This is a genomic window from Thalassospira xiamenensis M-5 = DSM 17429 (assembly GCF_000300235.2).
Taxonomy (GTDB): Bacteria; Pseudomonadota; Alphaproteobacteria; order Rhodospirillales; family Thalassospiraceae; genus Thalassospira; species Thalassospira xiamenensis.
In genome coordinates this window covers 61,507-76,771 of the sequence record NZ_CP004388.1, presented here as the reverse complement: position 1 = coordinate 76,771, position 15,265 = coordinate 61,507, and the positions used below count along the sequence as shown (strand labels likewise).

Genomic DNA, 15,265 nt, shown 5'->3' with positions numbered 1-15,265 from the left:
ATGCGGAAATCCTATTCATTCTGCGTCTTATTCTTCGTGGAACTTGGCATCAACAAGTTCGTTAAGCGCATCAATCGCCTTTTTGGCATCCGGGCCTGATGCTTCGATCTCGATTTCCGTGCCAGTCGATGCTGCAAGCATCATAAGCCCCATGATCGATACGCCCGAAACCTCTGTTCCGCGATTGCGAACCATGATCCGGGATTCGAATTCACCGGCAAGTTTAACAAATTTTGCGGCCGCCCGCGCGTGCAATCCGCGTTGATTGCTGATGGTTACGATCCGCTTTTCCGTCTGCGCCATATTTGTCCCGCCTTAGTCCCGACTTCAAGTCCCCGTCGGTAAACTTTCAAAAGATCCGGGCCATCCCCGATCGCCCGACCTTCTGTTTTTGTTGTTTATTCCTCGCCGCTTAGCAGGCGCGACGCCACATTGATATATTTCCGGCCCGCTTCCTGCGCTGCATTGACCGTCTGGGCCAGCGTGCCATCGATGCGCACCGAAGCCAGTTTGATCAACAAAGGTAAATTAACCCCTGCGATTACTTCGACATTGGCCTGTTCCATAATGGAAATCGCCAGGTTCGACGGGGTCCCGCCAAACATGTCGGTCAACAGCACAACGCCCTTGCCATCATCGACAGCCTCGACACTTGCAAGGATGTCGGCACGGCGTTGTTCCATATCGTCGTCCGGCCCGATGCACACGGCGGCGATATTTTCCTGTTCACCGACAACATGCTGCAAGGCCGACACGAATTCCTTCGCGAGATCGCCATGGGTGACGAGCACCATCCCGATCATGCAGTTTTCTCCATCAATTCACTCCCCCGGTTTTGGTTCATCTGGCTTGTCGCGATGGCTGAGATGAACATCATATCCCAGACCGGCAATCCAGTCGTTTAGCATGCGCGCGATATAAACGGAACGATGCTGACCGCCCGTACAACCGACCGCGATGGTCAGATAGCTTTTCCCTTCCTGCGCATAACGCGGCAGAACAGGGCCGATAAGGCCTTTTAACCGATCCATGAAACCGGCGAAATCCTGATCCGTTTCAATATAGGCACCAACCCGGTCATCAAGCCCGGTCAGCAAACGAAGCTCGGGATCATAATGCGGGTTACGCAGAAAACGAACGTCAAAAACAAGATCGGCTTCACCGGGCACGCCCTGACGGAACGAAAAGCTTTTGACAAAGACCGCCATCGCATCCTTTTCGCCAATGGCAAACTGGTCCTGAAGGATCTTGCGAAGCTCGGCCGATTTAAGCCGTGAGGTATCGATAATCATGTCCGCCGTCGCGGCAATCGGCGCCATCAGGCGTTTTTCATGTTCAATCGCATCGACAAGTGGCCGGTCATGGGTCAAGGGATGAGGACGTCTGCTTTCGGTAAAGCGGCGCTGCAAAATGCCGGTTTCCGCGTCGACAAAAACCACCATCGGATTGACACCGGGCTGCTTGCGCAAAGAGCTGACGATGTTGACAAACTGATCGACACCAAAATCGCGTGTACGGATATCAAGGCCAATCGCCAGCGGCTGATCAAGGTCGGTCCCCCCGCTCAGCAGAGCTGGCAACAACCGCAACGGCAGATTGTCGACCGCGTCAAAGCCGAAATCCTCAAAGATTTTCAGCGACGTCGTTCGTCCGGCACCGGAAACCCCGGTCACCAGGACAAGTCGCGTATCCTCGCCATTCTCGCCGGTGCCGCCATCGGTGTTCATCGGTCCTATTGCATTGTCTGCATCGGTCATGTTTCGAGCTGCATCTCACCTGTTGCCAAGGACAAGGCGACCTCAATCTTGGCGTCGACGGCCATATCGAATGGCCAGATTTTCCAGGACGGAATCGAAATACCACAAAACGTTTCTGATCGGGGTTCAGGCATCCGTTCGACCCCGGCCGGGTCGGCCACCAGATCAAACAAAACCCGCACATCGCCTGCCGCCTGATGGGCAAGCCCGCGGACGATACCAATCCCGCGCACTTCGCACAATCGTGCAATCTGTATCGGCGCGCTGGCAATCAGTTTGCCCTCATGCGCCACAAGATCGGTTCTGTCATCGGAAACAAGCCGCCCGCCAGCCCGGACAAGCCGCAGAGCAAGGTTGGATTTGCCGCTGCCAGATGGCCCGCGCAAAAGGATCGCATGAGGGCCAAGCGCGACACAATTTGCATGGATTTGTGTCATATCGGGCAAAACGATGCGCGGGTCATCCGGCCTTGTCAAATCGGAAACATGCATATCTATCCTCACGGATAGAAATTACTGCCAATCGGGGGAACTCATGCACCTTCTTCAAGCGGCAGGCGCAGGGTAAAGATCGCCCCTTTGACCTCGCCGTTGAGGATTCGGTTTGTCGCCGTCAGGTCGCCGTTATGCGCTGCGGCAATCCGTTTGGAAATCGAAAGTCCAAGACCGGAATGCTGACCAAATTTTTCGCCTGATGGGCGTTCGGTATAGAACCGGTTGAAAATCGCCTCTTCCTTGCCGGGCGGAATGCCGGGTCCGTCATCTTCGACCGTGACCACCGCCTGATCCTTGTCCCGCCATGCACGCACCCGCACCGACCCGCCTTCGGGGGTAAAGGTGATCGCGTTTGAAATCAGGTTGCGGAACACCTGCACCAATCGGCTTTCAAGGGCCGGCACAATGAGGTTTTCAGGCACCGATACCTTGACCGGCGGGCCATCCGCATCGGCGTTATAAAGCTCGCAAAGGGTTTGCAGCAAAACACGCAGATCAACTTCTTCGGTTTCTGCACGCGACAATTCGGCATCCATGCGCGAATAATCGGAAATATCGCTGATCAGGCGATCAAGGCGCTGAACGTCTTCGGCAATGATTTCCATCAGACGGCGCTGGCGTTCCGGGTCTTTCAGACGGGTCGCGGTTTCAACCGCACTGCGAAGCGACGTCAGCGGGTTCTTGATTTCATGGGCGACGTCGGCGGCAAAACGTTCAATCGCGTCCATACGATCCCAAAGCGTTTCGGTCATGTCGCGAAGCGTCGTCGAAAGATCGCCGATTTCATCGCGACGATCCGAAAGATCGGGGATGGTAAACTGACGGTTCTTGCTGCGCCGGACCCGTTCGGCCGCACGCGCCAAACGGTTTAACGGGCGCGTAATCACCCCGGCCAGATAAATCGACAGCAGAACCGTAATACCAAACGCAAAAACAAAGATTTTCAGGATATCAAGCCGAACCGCATGCAGGGCATTTTCAATCGCATCACCATTTTTGGTCAGCATGATCGACGCCAGAACCTGCTTGAAACGCTGCACTGGCACCGAAACCGACAAAACCCGGCGCCCCTGGCTATCCACCCGGACCACGCCGCGTGAATATCCGGCAAGGGCGGCACGTACTTCCGGATAATCACTGGCACTTGCGACCGGGGGATCGACATAAAGCGGAAGCGGCTGCTCGCCTTCAAAAAGCGACAGAATCCCCTCGGTCAGTTTGCGCATGATTTCGGCAAGCTGGTCATCTTCACCCGGTGCTGGCAGCTCTTCTGCCTGAACCGCACCGCTGCCAAATGTCCGGACATTGCGGCTATCAGCGATCAATTGGCCATTCGCCCCGAACAGCCGTGCCCGTGCCCCGGTAATCCCGACAAGTCGGCGCACCATTTCGCGCGCGACTTCAAGCTTCACCCGATTGGTTGCATCATCACCCTGCCCGACGGCAGACGTCGACAATGCCGCAGCATACATTTCCGCCTGCACGGCCATGGCTTCAAGTTCGGAATGGATCAGTTCCTGCTTGTAACGGCCAAGATAAAGGATACCCGCGACCAGCACAAAAAGAGCCAGCGCATTCACCGCCAGAATGCGCCAGGTTAACGGGGAAAAAAGCCCGTGGCGTTCCTCTATCCGCGCAACACGGGTTTCGTGTTGCGGCACGGATTGCTGTTCAGCCGAGGCAGGTAAATCGCTCATTCAGACCCGCAATTCTGGCCGGGCCAATATCGGCCCGGCACTGCGACAAGAGTGTTCAGGACTTCAACTCGCAACAGTCGCTGTGTCGCGGTAACGATAACCAACGCCATACAGGGTTTCGATTTCTTTGAATTCCTTGTCTGTCTCGCGGAATTTCTTGCGCAGACGTTTTATGTGACTGTCGATGGTACGATCATCAACATAAATATGTTCGCCGTAAGCCGCATCAATCAGCTGATCACGGTTTTTCACGTGGCCCGGATGTTTTGCCAACGCCTGAATCAACAGGAATTCCGTCACTGTCAGGTTCACATGCTGGCCTTTCCAGCTGCACATGTGGCGTGATGGATCAAGAACCAGTTCCCCGCGCTGAATAACGTCTTCCGAACCGCTCGGGCGAACACCGCCTGCGCGCATGATTTCGGCACGACGCAGCAAGGTCCGGATACGCTCGATCAGCAAACGCTGAGAGAACGGCTTTTTGATATAATCATCTGCCCCAAGTCTCAGACCGGTCAGCTCGTCGACCTCGTCATCCTTGGATGTCAGAAAAATCACCGGCATCTGGGTCTTTTTGCGAAGATGCGTCAGAAGCTCCAAGCCATCCATGCGCGGCATCTTGATATCGAGCACGGCAAGATCGGGCTCTTCCTTGGTCAAGGCATGCAGCGCTTCAGACCCGTCGGAATATGTCTGGACCTCATACCCTTCTTCTTCAAGCGCCATCGAAACCGATGTCAGGATATTACGGTCGTCATCAACAAGTGCGATCTTACTCACCTGAACCTCGTCAGTTAGACAGATTAAAATTTGAAACAAGCCTAACAAAATACATCCCATTGTGGCGAAAAAATAACCACTTGAGGCATATTTGAGGCTTTGTTCATGTACGACACCAAGACCCTACCTGATTTCTGCCGTTCCACCCCATGGGAAAGTGACATTCATTACTGGTATTGCCCTGCGTCTTTATTGACTCCCCGTCCCGATGCCACATAACTATCGTGCACCCGAACAGGAAGCCGGAAACCCCCGCCAACAGGCCGGACGCCAAAACGCCCTGTATGAAGCAAAAGACCAAACTCTAACGCGCGAGAGGCAGGATTGTTCTACTGGTTAAGCACCTATAGTCGCGCGTCGTTGAGTTTTGCCGGGATTATCATCGCCGGACTGGTCGTCTGGCTTGCTGTCAATTCGACCGAAACCCTTGCCATCAGCCAGTTACAGCAAACATCCCAGGCCCGCCTTGCACTTTATGAAAGCACATTGCGCGCCGCTGTCGATCGCTATCGATATCTGCCCTATGTCGTTGCCCGAAATCATGAAATCGTCAATGTCGTCACCGGAAACGGCACTGTGGATATTGCCAACCAATATCTGCAAAAGGTCAACGGCCGGTCGGGCGCGGCCGCACTTTATGTCATGGACCGAACCGGCAAAACGGTCGCGGCAAGCAACTGGGGAACGCCCGACAGTTTCGTGGGTCAGGATTACAGTTTCCGGCCCTATTTCACCGAAGCTTTCGCCGGGCAGGAAGGATTTTTCTACGGGATCGGCGTGACCACCGGGCGATCAGGCCTGTTCATTTCCCATCCGATATCGAAATCCGGCGAAATTGTCGGCGTGGTTGCTGTCAAAATTGAACTCGATGAGCTTGAACGGAACTGGCAGGACGGGGGCGAAACAGTCTTTGTTTCAGATGCCGACGGTGTGATCATGTTAACCAGTCGCGGCGACTGGAAATATCGCACCATTCGCCCGCTGACCGAAACCGACCGTGAGCGCATATTGCGCAATCGCCAATATTCCGGTCAGGAACTCCGGTCACTGAACATTGCTGAAAATCCTTCTGGCGAGGATGGCTTGCTTGAAATCGGTAATGAACGCTTCCTGTTTGACATCAAACCGATCAGCGGCAGTGAATGGAATCTGTTTTATCTGACACCGATGGACTATGTCGCAGAGCGACGCACAAGCGTCATGCTGATCACCCTGATCGGGTCGGGATTGATCATCCTGATTGTGCTGTTCCTGCGCGAACGTGAATTGAAACTGGCATCCCAGCGCAAATCCATGGAATTTGCCCGCATTCAGGCGCTTAACACCCGTCTTGAACAGGAAATCACCGAACGCCGCAAGACCGAGGCCGAATTGCGCGGTACACAGGATGAACTGGTTCAGGCGGGTAAACTGGCCGCCCTTGGGCAGATGTCCGCCGCAATCGCGCATGAAATCAACCAGCCGATTGCCGCAATCCGAACCTTTTGCGCCAGTGCCAGATTGATGCTGGAACGCGGAAAGCCGGAAAATCTGGGCACCAATATCGAACAGATTTCTGCCCTGACCGAACGCATGGGATCGATCACCGGGCAACTTAAAACCTTCTCGCGCAAATCAACCGGCGTGCTTGAACCCGTCAACATCCGGGCTGCCCTTGATAATGTGATACAATTACTGTCATCACAGCTGCACAATGAAGGCTGTGTGCTTGAACAGTCGGCATTTGACGGTGATCTGATTGTCCATGCCGATCTGGTTCGGATCGAACAGGTTTTCGTCAATATCATCCGCAATGCCCTTGATGCCATGGCCGAAATACCGGGAACGGATAATGCGAACGGCAAGACGGAAAAACGCATCATCGTCGATCTTACGCAAACCCGGGATAAAGCCACCATTCGCATTTCCGATACCGGTCCTGGCATCGGCGAGGAAAGCCTGGCTTTGCTGTTTGACCCGTTCTTCACCACCAAGGACCCGGGACAGGGTGTGGGGCTTGGCCTGTCGGTCAGCTATGGAATTGTTCGTGACTTTGGTGGAACGATCCGCGCCTATAACCGGGCGGGTGGCGGGGCCTGCTTTGAAATACAATTGCCATTGATGCGGGGGACGCAGACGTAATGCCGCACTCGAAAATCGATACCACCAGCGCAAAACCACAAACGGCACAGGTGATCATCGTCGATGATGAAGAAGCCCTGCGCGTTTCCCTGTCGCAATGGCTTGACCTGTCAGGCTACACCATCTGTGTTCATGCCGACGCGATTTCAGCCCTTGAAGATATCACACCCGATTTCGCCGGCGTCATCCTGACCGATGTCAAAATGCCAAAGCTTGATGGCATCGCCTTTACCAAATCGGTTCTGGCGATCGACCGTGACATTCCGGTGATCCTGATGACCGGTCATGGCGATGTCCCGATGGCGGTCGAAGCGATGAAAAGCGGGGCCTATGATTTCGTTGAAAAACCGTTTGAGCCGAACGACATCCTCGAAAGCCTTGAGCGCGCAATTGAAAAACGCAAACTTGTCATCGAAAACCGTGCCCTGCGCACGCAAATCGCCCAACATGGCACGCTTGACAGCCGCCTGATCGGCAACAGCCCGTCGATGCGTGCGTTAAAGGCCGAAATCGCCAATATCGCCCCAACCGAAGTTCCAGTTCTGGTTTCCGGCGAAACCGGTACCGGCAAGGAACTTGTAGCGCGCGCCATCCATGATCTGAGTGTCCGACATGATCGGCGATTTGTTGCCGTCAACTGTGCGGCCATTCCTGAAAGCACTGCCGAAAGCGAACTTTTCGGTCATGAAAAGGGAGCCTTCACCGGTGCTGCCAGCCGCCGGATCGGCTGGATCGAACATGCCGATAATGGCACCCTGTTTCTTGATGAATTATCAAGCATGCCGCTGGCCTTGCAGGCCAAGCTTCTGCGCGTCATTGAACAGCGCGAAATCGTCCGACTTGGGTCAAACACCCCGGTAAAGGTCAATTTCCGGCTGATCTGTGCCACCAACGAAGATTTGCCGACCGCCGTTGCTGATAAGCGTTTCCGCGAAGACCTTCTGTTTCGGATCAACACATTCGAACTGGAAATCGTACCGCTCCGCCAGCGTAAGGATGACCTGCCGCTGCTGTTTGACATTTTTGCCGAACGGGCGGCCGAAAATTTTGATCGCCCGTATGAAAAACCGCCTGCAAAACTTTGGGGCGGACTTCTGGCTCATGAATGGTCGGGAAATGTGCGCGAACTTAAAAACCTCGCGGAACGCTATGTGCTCCTGACCGGCAACGCCGAAGAACGCTGGGCACGTCTGTTTGGCAACAGCATTGGCAATGGTGCCGCCGACCCTGCCGACAAAACCGGATCACTCGCAGATCAGCTTCGCCATTTCGAACAGCACATCATCCGCGATGCTCTGACGCGCCATAACGGCAACGTCAAAACAGTAATGGACGAACTCGACATTCCGCGTCGCACCCTGAACGAAAAAATGAAAAAGCTGAACATTCGCCGTGATACCATTGAAGAGCGATAATTTGTCCCGCAGCTTTAAAGTGTTAGGATATTTGTGAATCGGGTCTATCGGCAAAAATCCGCCGAAAAAGAAATGGTACATCGGCAAGATTCCGCCGACATGATCGGGCTGATTTTTGTATCTGCTTGATATATAAATAGAAAAATAGAATCCCCGGTTGGCATGATGTTTGCCAATCATTAGGGCAAAACAATAAACAACATTCGTCAGGGAGAATAACCAATGTCCGGGAAGGCATGCTTTTATCGCATGACGCTTGATCGGCCCGATAACGGGTCAATCGCATCTGAATGCCACCGCATTTTGTCGGATTTCTGACAGCATCCTTGTGAATCAGTTTCACGGGCGATTTGCGCGTGCCGTATTTGGCGACCGGATCGGACACTGCTTTATTATCCCAACGACCTGTTAAGTGCCCACCCGACACCATATTCGTTAGAGAACAGGACGACCAACAACTGAGGAGATACCAAAAGATAACTGCCAATATTTCTTTATTGACCGTTTCTGTTGTTATCAACGCAGTAAACACTAATCCTAGGGAGGACTAAGTATGAAATTGCGGAATCTGCTTTCTGCAGCGGCAGCACTGATGATGTTCGGTGCCCCGGCATTCGCCCAAAGTCAGCTTTCCATCGCAACCGGCGGTACCGGTGGCGTTTATTATCCGTATGGCGGCGGTCTTGCGGAACTGATCAGCAAATATGTTGACGGTGCGACCGCAGTTGCCGAAGTCACCGGTGCATCTGTTGAAAACATGGGCCTTATTTCCCGTGGCGACAGCGACATTGCAATCGGTTTGGCCGATACTGTTTATGCTGGCTTCACCGGTACAGGCAAATTCGAAGGCCGCAAACTTGACAATGTTCGCGCCTTGGCTTCGATCTATCCGAATGCCGTTCAGATCGTGACAATGGCAGATAGCGGCATTACCGGCCTTGCCGATCTTAAAGGCAAACGCGTTTCTGTTGGTGCGCCAGGTTCGGGCACCGAAGTTTCTGCCAAAACCCTGCTTGAAGCCAACGGCATTTCTTATGATGACATCGAAGAACAGCGCCTGAACTTCAACGAAACCGCCGACGCACTTCGTGACGGCGATATCGATGCAGGTTTCTGGAGCGTCGGCCCGCCCACCAGTTCGATCCTCAACCTCGCAACCACCCGCGAGATCAAGCTGATCGCTCTCAGCGACGAGGAAATCGTTGCAGCCCTTGATGCCGAACCGACCTTCGCACCTTATGCGCTGCGCAAAGGGCTCTATGACGGTGTAACCGCACCGGTAAACACCGTTTCAACCCCGAACGTTCTGTTCGTGAATGCAGAAATGGATGACGAACTGGCCTATCAGATCACCAAGACCCTGTTTGAAAAAGTTGATGAACTGATCGCCATTCACCCGGCTGCCAACGACACCACCGTTGATTTCGCTCTGAACTCGACGCCAATTCCGATGCATCCGGGTGCCCTTCGTTACTACGAAGAAACCGGTTCACCGATTCCGCCTAAGCTTTATCCATGATTTCACTAAATTGGGGGCGGCCAGCATTGGCCGCCTTTACCCTTCTGATATCGGCATGTAGCGGGCCAGCTCGTCATGCTGAAACCACGCCGGGTACGGCAACGGACCATCTGGAAGTCATTGCCGCTGACGGATCGGTTTTGGCCAGAACACGAATTCCACGCCAATCTGGCTGGTGCCTTTACTGGAACCATTCGGTCACTGGTGACGGGGTTATCGATTGTTATGTCGATGATCTGGGCAGGATGGTCCTGCATCGTACATACCAACCCGATTTTGCAGCAGGTCTTGGCCATTATCCGGGTCGTGGAGTCCTGACCAGCGCCAAAGGTGGCGGATACTGGATCGAGGACATCGACGAACCTGTGCCGGGCAATGCCTATGCCCTGCGCGTCGGAAGTCTTGCAGTCGACCATCGTATCGTCACGACAGAGGGTGACGAAATATATCTTTCAAAGATGGCTGAACACACCCGTGTCACCATCCGCCTTGATACCGGGGAATAAGTTTCATGTCTGAACCGGCACCGCTTCCGTCCTTGGCGGACAAACTGCCACAGCCAAAACTGGTTGTACTGGCAATTTCTGTTGTCGCCGTTGCACTTTCACTGTTCCAGATGTATGGCGCTGGGATCGAGCCGCTTGGCCTGTTTTATCAGCGTTCGATCCATCTGGCCTTTGTGATGTTTCTGGCCTTTCTGATGTTCCCCGTTTTTGGATCGAACCGCAAACGGGGCGTTCTGGGTTGGGTTATCGATCTGGGATTTCTGGCTGGTGCGTTCATTACGGGGTTCTATCTGTCCTTCTATCTGGACGAGATTTTCAACCGTGCGGGTTTCTGGACCAGTACCGATCTGATCATCGGCATCATTGCGACCGTCACCGTACTCGAAGCCAGCCGTCGTGCTGTTGGCCTTGGCATGACTGTGATTGGCATCGTTGCAATCGTCTATGCACTTTCCGGTCCACGTGGTGCATTGCCATGGCTTGGTGAATGGCTGCCCGGCATCCTTAGCCACCGGGGCGCTGATGTGGATCGCCTAGTCGGTCAGCTTTATCTTGGTCAGGAAGGCATTTATGGCCTGCCGATGGGAGTTGCAGCGACCTACATCTTCATGTTCGTCCTGTTTGGCGCATTCCTTGAAGTGACCGGTGCGGGTAAATTCTTTATCGACATGGCCTATGCGGCGACCGGCAGAAAGGCTGGCGGTCCCGCAAAGGCCGCGGTGCTGGCGTCTGCCGGTATGGGATCAATCAGCGGTTCGGCGATTGCCAACGTTGTCACCACCGGGGCCTTTACCATTCCACTGATGAAAAAATTGGGTTATCGCCCCGCACAGGCCGGTGGTATCGAAGCCGCTGCCTCGACCGGCGGCCAGATCACGCCACCTCTCATGGGGGCAGGTGCATTCCTGATTTCCGAGTATACACAAGTTCCGTATCTTGAAATCGTCATGGTCTCGATCTTCCCGGCGATCCTGTATCTCGGCACGGTTTATCTGTTTGTCCATATCGTCGCGCTGAAAAACGGTATGCGCGGCATGCCGGTCGAAGAACTGCCCGATTGGAAGCAGGTGCTTAAGGAAGGCTGGCAATTCATTCTGCCGCTTGGCGTTCTGATTTACCTTCTGGTGCTGAACATTTCACCGATGCGTGTCGGTTTCTGGGCGATCATTTCCGTCCTTGCGGTTGCCGCCCTGCGATACGTGATCTGGTTCTTCTATGTCGCGCCGCAGAACGGCGAAAAGGCAAGCCATGATCGCCTGAAGGTTGCCCTTGCCAATGGTGTCAGGATTACAATTGCCGCCCTTGAACTCGGTGCAAAAAATGCGGTTGCGGTCAGCATGGCCTGCGCTGTTGCCGGTATTATTGTCGGCGTCGTCGGACTGACCGGTTTGGGTCTGAAATTCTCGTCGATGATGATCGCTTTCTCGGGCGGCCATATTGTTCTGGCACTGGTTCTGGTGTTGATCGCCAGCCTGATTCTCGGCATGGGCCTGCCGGTGACGGCATCCTATATCGTTCTGATCGTTCTGGTCGGACCGGCACTGTCCAACGAGTTCGGCATTCCGTTGCTGATCGCTCATCTGGTGGTGTTCTGGTATTCTCAGGACAGTAACGTGACCCCGCCCATTGCGCTTGCCGGTTTTGCCGGGGCCGCGATTGCCGGGGCCAGTCCATTGGAAACCAGTATGCAGGCCTGGAAATTTGCCAAGGGCCTCTATCTGATCCCGGCCTTCATGGTGTTCAATCCGGAAATCATCACTGGTGGTCCGCTGCCGCTTGTGCTCTGGACCGGCTTTACCGCGATCCTGTCGCTGGCAGCCTTTGCCGCTGCACTCGAAGGCTTCATGTTTGCCAAGATTGATCTGGTGTCACGCATTCTGATTGTTCCAGCGACAATTGGCATCTTCTATCCTGACATTCGGGCAGAGATCGCAGGCACGGTCGTCATTCTAGCGATACTGGGCCTGAACTGGTGGAAAAGCCGTCATTCGGATGGTCCGGCAGCCAAAATAGCTGCCTGATTTCCCCGCTGAAACGACTTACTTTTGATCCGAAAGCCCCCGCAAGACATGTTCTTGCGGGGGCTTTTTCACTTTATGCACGCACATAATACCTATGCATTCGGGCAGTAGACGCTTTTCACCGCCCTAGATAATATCGCCGGAAGAATTCCTCATACTATTGATTGAACCTCATGCAATTCCTCAGTCTTTTGCGTCAGGCACCCCGCCCGTTGGCATTCGGGGCGCTTCATAGTTTTGGCTCGTCATTCGGCCAGACCTTTCTGGTCGCCCTTTTCGTTCCGTTCATCGGGGCCAGCCTTGCAATCAATGAAACCGAGTTTGCCAATATTTATGCCGGGATCACCATCGCAAGCGCGCTCTGCCTGCCTTTCATCGGGCGATTGATCGACCGCATCGATATGCTGCGCTACAGCCTGGCGAGCATGGTGTTGCTGACCATCGGCTGCCTTGTGATTGCCGCCGCACAGTCGGCCTGGATGCTGATTGCGGCCCTGTTTATTCTGCGTCTGGCTGGGCAGGGATTGATGAGCCATGTCAGCATGACCGGCATTGCGCGTTATTTTGACCGCAGTCGTGGACGTGCCCTCGCCATTGCAAGCTTCGGCTTTCCGTTGGCAGAGGCAATCATGCCGGTAACCCTGCTGGCACTTATTGCCGGATTTGGCTGGCGGGCCACCTATGCCGGGGCCGGTATTTTCATCGTGGTTATCCTGATGCCGATTGCGATCCTGCTGATCCGCGATAACGCGAAATTCCGCGAAGCACCGGGCAAAATGGAAAACAACAGCAAGACCGCTAGTGCGAATCAGGAGGTCGCCCGGGATACGTCACCCACAGACAGCCATCCACGCCTGTTCCGGTCACGCTATATCTGGTTCTGCATGCCGATGCTGGCCGCCCCGCCGCTGGTGATGACCGCCCTGTTCTTCCATCAGGGATCGATTTCAGCCAGTAAAGACATCGACCTCACCTGGTTTGCAGCGGGCTTTACGGTTTTCGCCATCACATCGGTGATCGGGGCCTTTGGCAGCGGACCGCTGATTGACAGCCATACCGCTCGCAAGCTGTTCCCCTATCATCTGATCCCGGCCATCGGGGCGGTATCGTTGCTGGCGATCACCGAAACCCCGGTCATGATCCCGGTTTATATGGGGATGTTGGGGATCACCACCGGCTTTGCCACAACATTACGCACCGCGATTATCCCGGAACTGGTGCCACTGGATGAAATTGGTGCGGTTCGAAGCACTTTGACTGCGGTCATGGTTCTGGCATCGGCGATTGGCCCGGCGATCTATGGCTGGATGTTTGCCGCCGATATTGATATCGGCACGACGCTTTGGATCACCATCGTGGCAATGGCGGTGGTTTCGGTACTGTCATGGATGTCGGAACGGCCGGGCTTCTATATCCCGCCGGGCGTCGCCCGCCAAACCGGTGAATAAGGCGGCGGGATTTCAAAGCCGGTCGACGATGAGACAAAAAAATGGCCCGGAGCTCAAAAGAGCCCGGGCCAGTCGGGAAAACAGCGTCGTCTAGGGAGGAAGACGCTAGAAAAAACGCAGTAGTCCATCGCGGGAGCGTCGTTTGGGGAGGAAGATCAAACGTCGCTCGACCGCGAGGTCGTCAATTAGGCAGCACCGCCAACGGTGCCAGCCGGATGCTTGATGTCGGCGGACTTGTCAGAGCCTTTGAACAGGCTGCGGAACAGGCTACCGATATATTCAGCGCGGAGCTGTTGGCCTTTGCGCACGCCAGCTTCAATCTCGCTGGTTTTGATGTTCAGCTTGGTGATGTCAGCATAAGTGGTCATGGCAGACCTCCTTTAAGAATTTGGTTCATTGCGACAACGTGTCGCGTTTGATGAACCCAATCTAATTTCCTTTACGGCAGAAGAGAATTACCTCAATATGCACATTACTTGTGAATATGCGTCATAAATAGGAAACATGCCGATGGATCGCGCCGCAGAAATGGAAATCTTTGTCCATGCCGTTGAAGAAGGCAGCTTTTCAGCTGCTGCACGGACCATGCGTCTGTCACCTTCGGCGGTTTCAAAATACATTTCGCGCCTTGAAGACAGACTTGGCGCGCGTCTTTTGATGCGCACCACCCGCCAGCTTAGCCTGACCGAAGAAGGCCGTGCCTTTTACGAGCGCGCCCGCACGATCCTAAACGAGATCGAGGAAGCCGAAGAAGTCGTGACCCAGCTTTATGCCGCCCCGCGCGGAACGCTTCGCATCAATGCTTCAGTGGCGTTTACCAAGTATCAGGTCGTGCCGCTGATTCCGGAATTTCTGGCGCGTTATCCCGATGTAAGGATTGAATTGACGCTCGACGACAAATTCACCGATCTGGTCAACGATGGTTACGATCTGGCGATTCGCCTGTCAGCCCTTGAAGATTCATCGCTGATCGCGCGCAAATATGCGGTCAACCGCCGCATGATCGTCGCATCGCCGGAATATCTGGAAAAGAACGGTATTCCGCGCAAGCCACAGGAACTTGAAAATCACGACTGTCTGCATCTGTCTTCGCGCGAAAGCTTCAACGACTGGCATTTCGACACCCCCGAAGGCCATGTTTCATTTCGCGCACAGGGCAGTTTTTCCGCAAATGACGGCGACGCATTGCACGAAGCGGTGGTCGCTGGCCTTGGCATGGCGAGACTGGCAGAGTACCTCGTGCATGAAGATATCCGGGCAGGTCGCCTGACGCCGGTTCTGACGGAATATGTTCACGATCTGGCATGGATTTCGGCGGTGTATCCACACAAACGCCACCTGTCGCCAAAGGTTCGTGCCTTTGTGGACTTCCTGGCCGAAAAATTCACCCCCATCCCGCCATGGGAGCTTGGCCTGCGCGATGCGCGTTCGGTCCGCAAACCCGAAGCCGTTGCCGAAACCAAGGCCATAGCAGCCCCGGTAACCGGGCAGCAAAGCTGAGTTCGCA

14 protein-coding genes are annotated in these 15,265 nt (G+C 54.5%); 7 read left to right on the top strand and 7 right to left on the bottom strand.

What is annotated here, in order from left to right; translation table 11 throughout:
• Nucleotides 1–27 precede the first annotated feature (27 nt).
• From TH3_RS00345 to TH3_RS00320, 6 genes are all read right to left on the bottom strand, one after another.
• Complete coding sequence (locus tag TH3_RS00345; RefSeq protein ID WP_007088265.1) at nt 28–303, bottom strand: HPr family phosphocarrier protein; 276 nt, start codon at nt 301–303, stop codon at nt 28–30.
• Between the two features lie 95 nt (nt 304–398).
• Nucleotides 399–803: a PTS sugar transporter subunit IIA gene (locus TH3_RS00340; RefSeq protein WP_007088266.1), complete on the bottom strand. Its 405-nt coding sequence runs from the start codon at nt 801–803 to the stop codon at nt 399–401.
• A gap of 18 nt (nt 804–821) precedes the next feature.
• Nucleotides 822–1,757 (bottom strand): RNase adapter RapZ, encoded by a 936-nt coding sequence (gene rapZ, locus TH3_RS00335; protein ID WP_007088267.1) that lies wholly within the window; start codon nt 1,755–1,757, stop codon nt 822–824.
• Nucleotides 1,754–2,248: an HPr kinase/phosphorylase gene (locus TH3_RS00330; protein WP_007088268.1), complete on the bottom strand. Its 495-nt coding sequence runs from the start codon at nt 2,246–2,248 to the stop codon at nt 1,754–1,756. Before TH3_RS00330 ends, rapZ begins: the two co-directional genes overlap by 4 nt.
• A gap of 41 nt (nt 2,249–2,289) precedes the next feature.
• Nucleotides 2,290–3,948, bottom strand: a complete 1,659-nt coding sequence (locus TH3_RS00325; RefSeq protein WP_007088269.1) for a stimulus-sensing domain-containing protein — start codon at nt 3,946–3,948, stop codon at nt 2,290–2,292.
• A 63-nt stretch (nt 3,949–4,011) separates the two neighbouring features.
• On the bottom strand, nt 4,012–4,728 hold the full coding sequence (locus TH3_RS00320) for a response regulator transcription factor (protein WP_007088270.1): 717 nt from the start codon (nt 4,726–4,728) through the stop codon (nt 4,012–4,014).
• Nucleotides 4,729–5,052: 324 nt separating this feature from the next.
• On the opposite strand from TH3_RS00320, the gene TH3_RS00315 reads away from it, so the two are divergent.
• The 6 genes from TH3_RS00315 (at nt 5,053) to TH3_RS00290 (ending at nt 13,758) form a co-directional block, all read left to right on the top strand.
• Entirely contained in the window at nt 5,053–6,849 is a 1,797-nt protein-coding gene (locus TH3_RS00315; protein ID WP_007088271.1) for a sensor histidine kinase, read from the top strand.
• Entirely contained in the window at nt 6,849–8,264 is a 1,416-nt protein-coding gene (locus TH3_RS00310; protein ID WP_007088272.1) for a sigma-54-dependent transcriptional regulator, read from the top strand. The genes TH3_RS00315 and TH3_RS00310 overlap by 1 nt, the downstream gene beginning before the upstream one ends.
• 553 nt (nt 8,265–8,817) lie before the next feature.
• On the top strand, nt 8,818–9,783 hold the full coding sequence (locus TH3_RS00305; RefSeq protein WP_007088273.1) for a TAXI family TRAP transporter solute-binding subunit: 966 nt from the start codon (nt 8,818–8,820) through the stop codon (nt 9,781–9,783).
• Nucleotides 9,780–10,289 carry a DUF1850 domain-containing protein gene (locus tag TH3_RS00300; RefSeq protein ID WP_040059364.1) on the top strand — a complete coding sequence of 170 codons (510 nt, stop codon included), beginning with the start codon at nt 9,780–9,782 and terminating at the stop codon, nt 10,287–10,289. The genes TH3_RS00305 and TH3_RS00300 overlap by 4 nt, the downstream gene beginning before the upstream one ends.
• A 5-nt stretch (nt 10,290–10,294) precedes the next feature.
• Nucleotides 10,295–12,310, top strand: a complete 2,016-nt coding sequence (locus TH3_RS00295; protein WP_007088275.1) for a TRAP transporter permease — start codon at nt 10,295–10,297, stop codon at nt 12,308–12,310.
• A gap of 173 nt (nt 12,311–12,483) precedes the next feature.
• Complete coding sequence (locus TH3_RS00290; RefSeq protein WP_007088276.1) at nt 12,484–13,758, top strand: MFS transporter; 1,275 nt, start codon at nt 12,484–12,486, stop codon at nt 13,756–13,758.
• A 185-nt stretch (nt 13,759–13,943) separates the two neighbouring features.
• Here TH3_RS00290 and TH3_RS00285 read toward each other — a convergent pair whose 3' ends face one another.
• Nucleotides 13,944–14,126, bottom strand: a complete 183-nt coding sequence (locus TH3_RS00285) for a hypothetical protein (RefSeq protein ID WP_007088277.1) — start codon at nt 14,124–14,126, stop codon at nt 13,944–13,946.
• Nucleotides 14,127–14,268: 142 nt separating this feature from the next.
• Between TH3_RS00285 and TH3_RS00280 the strand changes: the two genes are divergently transcribed.
• Complete coding sequence (locus TH3_RS00280; protein ID WP_007088278.1) at nt 14,269–15,258, top strand: LysR family transcriptional regulator; 990 nt, start codon at nt 14,269–14,271, stop codon at nt 15,256–15,258.
• The last annotated feature ends 7 nt before the right edge of the window (nt 15,259–15,265 follow it).